Here is a 4,091-nt window from a genome sequence, read left to right as displayed (position 1 = left end):
GATGTTGTAGGCGATAGCCTCGGAAAGCAGCGGGTCACGCTGGAATACGGTCAGGCAGTTCCGTATGCTCTGACGGACACCGCCTTTTTCGGTAGTTTCCAGCCCAGCCTTGATTTCCTCAACGCTCTGGGGCGGCTGCATGGCGTTCATGGTGTTTTTTAGTTCCTGCTGCGTCTGTGGCGGCAAGCTCTGCCATTCGCTGTTCAAGCTGTATCACATCCTTTCCATAGTCCGTAATCAGGGCTGCTTGTTCCTCTATCTCCCCGAACAGCAGTACATCCAGCAGATATTCCACATGGGATTGCTTCTGTAAGGCTTCCACAAACCGGGGATGAAAGACTTCCTCCGGGGAGTGCGGGGTGTAGTCCGTTCTCCATGCCATCAGCAGGTGGAGATAATCGGCAAGAATACGGAAGCAGCGGCTCTTTGATTCCTGAAACTGTTCCTCTGGGGATTTCTGCCGGGGCTTGGGCTTTTTCGCCTTTCCCGGCGGCTTCCAATCCTCATAGGAAAGCCCGAAGTCCTGTGCTATCTGCATAGCAGCTTCTTTCTTTCCCAGCCCATACAGGGCGGCGGTAAAATCAATTACATCCCCATCCGCACCGCAGCCGAAGCAGTGGTAACGCCGATCCAGCTTCATGCTTGGGGTTTTATCATGATGGAACGGGCAGCAAGCCATCCCGTTCCGACCTATACGGATTCCATAATGCTCCGCAGCCTGTCTTGTTGTGACGGACTGCTTCACAGCTTCAAATACATTCAACTCTATCCCTCCTTAAAAAGAAAAAAGCACCTGACATTCTCTGCTTGAAAATGGCAAGTGCCTGTTAAAGTTCCATATTTTGTTGTTTGTGTTTTGTCTGCGCTGGGGCGGTTCTTTGAGCCTTTTTTTCGTCTGCCTTATCCTGCAAGACTTCTTTGATGGGCTGCTTCTTGGGCGGCTCTTTGCTTTCCTCTGTGCCGGGTGTGGCTTTCCGTACCCAGTAGCGGATGTCCCGCAGCTTCTTCAAATCCTCCTGTACCTCGGTCAGCGGTACTTTCAGCTCTGCGATTTCGCTAAGAAGCGTTTCCAGCTCCTGTTGCAGCTCCTTTTGGGTACTGTCCTTATCGTCCGGGTGCTTGGCAAGGTAGGCAGCGGCTTTCTCATACCGGGCAACCTCCGAGTGTTCCTGTTTGAATTTCTCCTTTGTTTTCTTGAAAAATATCTTCTGGTACTTCTCATAGGCAGGCTTACATTCCTTGCAGTCTGTCCGGCTGGCAAGAAGCCTGTCAATCACTTTACTGCGGGCTTCCTTTGGCTTCATCTGACTGCGGTAATCGGCTGCCGATTTCCCGGAAGATTCCAGAAATGCTTCTAAATCCTCCACAGTAGAAAGCCCCTTTTGCCGGAGATAGGACAGGGCTTCGCTGACTGCCTTTAAGTCCTGTGAAGTCCCCCGGTTCTGTCCAGCCCTTGTCCAGTCCTTCCGTTCTTCCTTTCGTATCTCCATATATTTCATCAAAAGATTGGGGAGAAGCGTTGCTTCCTCCGCCGCTTTTTGTGCAAGCAGTTCCTTCCGCTCTTCTCCCAGCTCGGTAATCCAGCCTTTGAGGTTTTGGATAAGCTGCCGGATGGACTTCATCAGGCGGTTGGCGGCTCTGATTTCCCGGTTCAGGTTGCCGATATTCGTCTGGATACCTCGCTTTTCCATCTGCCGGACAGCAGCTCCCTCATGGACAGTGGGGACTATATCAAGCCCCTGTCTGGCATAGGAACGCAAGTCCACACGCTCCGGGCGGTCATTGGCTTCCAGATAACGGTTCTGGATGACCTCCCATTCATGCCGCCAGATTTCACAATACTTCTGGTCGTTCCAGTCCACCGTATCCTCCTTGTGGCTTTTCCATCTGCCGGACGGAAGTTTAATCCGTTCCCCATTCTCGTCAAGGTCATAAACCTTGCGGCTCTTGGGAAGCCATTTCCCATGTTTGTCCATTGCCCGCATAGTCAACAGGACATGGGCGTGGGGATTGTGTCCCGGCGGGTGGGTGTCATGGATGGCAAAGTCAACAATCATTCCTTTGGAAACAAACTGCTGTTCACAAAACTCCCGGACAAGGACAGCATACTGGTCGGGCGGTATCTCTTTGGGGATGGTAAGCACCCACCGCCTTGCAAGCTGAGAGTTCCACTGCTTCTCCACCGCTTCGGCGGCGTTCCATAGGGTATTGCGGTCTGCATACTCCGGCGGGGCATTTGCCGGGAGCAGGATTTCATTGTGGACGATACCACGCTTTTCCGGGTAGTGCTTCTCTTCCTGATCGTATTCACAGAACAGCTTTTCGCCGCTCTGGTAAGCAGCGGCGGCAACCGCAGACTGCTGTTGGCTTCGCCGCACAATAGAAATTTCGTTGTGTGGACAGGGCATTTCGTGTCACTCCTTTCTGTGATTGGCGGATGGGGTGGCGTTTTACCACCTCATTTCGGGCAGAAAAAAAGCAGGCAACCTTTTTCAGATTTCCTGCTTGGTGTGCCGCTGTGTGGGCGGCGGGTATTAAGTTGTAAAAGTTCGGGACAAGTTGACCCGATGTGTGAGTGGCAAACTGGAAGTTCTTACGCTTATCAATACCCCCACGTCATTAACTTCCATTCTCCACCTTCACACCGTGCAAGCCACCATGACCAAGTGTATTCTTCGTTCGCCTCCCATGCACCGCCGCCGTTTTTTGGCGAACGGAAACTACTTTTAAATGCAATACATTGCGTAAAGGCTTCTTTATTATCTTCCGTTCTTAAATCATTCATCCATTCAATGTTATCTGCATTGTTGCATTCTTCATCTGGCATATAAGAAAGGCTATGCAATTCACAGCCCTCAAACGAAGCGAACTGCTTTTTTATAATCTCAATGGCAGAATCTATTTCTTCTTTTGAATAAACGGAAGATGCTCCATAATCAATTTCCACTTTTGATGTATCGCCGTTCTTTCCGCATCCGGCAAAGAGAAGAACCAGCACAATGCAAAGCGTTACGGTTATAATCTTTTTCATAGTGAATACCTCCAACTCCCGATTTCTCATTGACTTCATTATACTTTATTCGACCCTCAAAGTACAGAGAGCTTTTGTAAAACTTGTCGGCTGGGAACAGCTTACAACGCAAGGTGTCCCCAGATGGCAAGTCCACAAAAGGGTAGCTGGCGGCAGCCAGCGCAGGGGAAGCGTAGCGTCCCCTGTTTGATTTGGAGCAGACCATGACTGCGGAAAATCACAGCCCTCCGGCGAGGAGCCTTCGGAGAACGCAATGCACCAACCTCTGGGTGGTGTATAATTGCGCCCTTAGTAAACTAAGGGTTTTCCGGCTTCTCCCGTTCCAGCAGTTTTTTCAACAGTTCCTGCGTGTCCTGCCTGTGAAAAATGAGTTTCAACAGCAGCATGACATCATCATCTGTCAGGCGTTCCGGCTCTTGCAGAAAACTTTCCAGCATACCGCCACGGGTACAGAGCCGATGCCTCCGTTCCTTTCGGGTAAGCTGCTTTAGCTGGTGCTGCAATGCCTTTTCATCATTGATTGCTTTCCGCAGTTTCTTTTCGCTTTTCTCCAACTCCCGGTTGAGCTTTTCCAGCTTTGAGGTATCAGGCAAGGGCAGTATCCTCCTTTCCCGGTATCAGCACATAAATCCTGTTTGGTTCTCCAATGCCCTGACGCACCCGCATGATAAGTCCGGCAGTTTCCAGTTCATTCAGAGAACGCTTGACCGTCATGGGGCTGCGGGACAGGACTGCGGCAATGGCTGTGACAGGGAAGCAGACAAACAGGATTCCGTTCTCGTCCTCCTGCCCTTTGGATAGTATAGCGTCTAACATCCGGCAGTACATGACCTTTGCGGTGCTGCTGACTGGAAACCCTGTCAATGCTCTGGGAAATGGCATACAGGGCGGCAGTGGTGTGTCTATCGTCATAAATTCAAAATTCATTCTGTGTGTTCCTCCTTTTTCTTGGCTCGTTTGGATAAATAATGAGGGCAGTCAATCACAACCGCCCGGAAGCTCTGCCTGCACCCATGCTGGCATTTCCGGCATAATTCGTTGTAAGTGACACGCCCCCGGT

At 50.8% G+C, this 4,091-nt stretch carries 5 protein-coding genes; all 5 read right to left on the bottom strand.

Translation table 11 applies throughout. The features are described 5' to 3' along the window. Positions 1–118: 118 nt before the first annotated feature. The 5 genes from HED67_RS01520 to HED67_RS01500 all read right to left on the bottom strand — a co-directional run bounded on the left by HED67_RS01520 (position 119) and on the right by HED67_RS01500 (position 3,958). Positions 119–763 (bottom strand): CHC2 zinc finger domain-containing protein, encoded by a 645-nt coding sequence (locus tag HED67_RS01520; RefSeq protein WP_055060289.1) that lies wholly within the window; start codon positions 761–763, stop codon positions 119–121. 64 nt (positions 764–827) lie between these two features. Further along, positions 828–2,408, bottom strand: coding sequence for a MobQ family relaxase (gene mobQ / locus HED67_RS01515; RefSeq protein WP_055060288.1), 1,581 nt, complete (start codon positions 2,406–2,408; stop codon positions 828–830). A gap of 194 nt (positions 2,409–2,602) precedes the next feature. Continuing rightward, positions 2,603–3,031, bottom strand: a complete 429-nt coding sequence (locus tag HED67_RS01510; RefSeq protein ID WP_055218800.1) for a hypothetical protein — start codon at positions 3,029–3,031, stop codon at positions 2,603–2,605. A 296-nt stretch (positions 3,032–3,327) separates the two neighbouring features. Next, positions 3,328–3,624, bottom strand: a complete 297-nt coding sequence (locus HED67_RS01505) for a DUF3847 domain-containing protein (protein ID WP_055060286.1) — start codon at positions 3,622–3,624, stop codon at positions 3,328–3,330. Then, positions 3,617–3,958 (bottom strand): DeoR family transcriptional regulator, encoded by a 342-nt coding sequence (locus HED67_RS01500; protein WP_055060285.1) that lies wholly within the window; start codon positions 3,956–3,958, stop codon positions 3,617–3,619. The genes HED67_RS01505 and HED67_RS01500 overlap by 8 nt, the downstream gene beginning before the upstream one ends. Positions 3,959–4,091 lie beyond the last annotated feature (133 nt).

Source organism: Pseudocoprococcus catus (assembly GCF_019734885.1).
Taxonomy (GTDB): domain Bacteria; phylum Bacillota; class Clostridia; order Lachnospirales; family Lachnospiraceae; genus Coprococcus_A; species Coprococcus_A catus.
Note: the sequence above shows the minus strand (reverse complement) of the source record. Positions and strands in the feature narration are given on the sequence as shown.

Bases quoted from the DNA above. Each gene is read 5' to 3' on its own strand.
- mobQ (WP_055060288.1), bottom strand. From the start codon at position 2,408: ATGCCCTGTCCACACAACGAAATTTCTATTGTGCGGCGAAGCCAACAG.
- HED67_RS01510 (WP_055218800.1), bottom strand. From the start codon at position 3,031: ATGAAAAAGATTATAACCGTAACGCTTTGCATTGTGCTGGTTCTTCTC.
- HED67_RS01500 (WP_055060285.1), bottom strand. From the start codon at position 3,958: ATGAATTTTGAATTTATGACGATAGACACACCACTGCCGCCCTGTATG.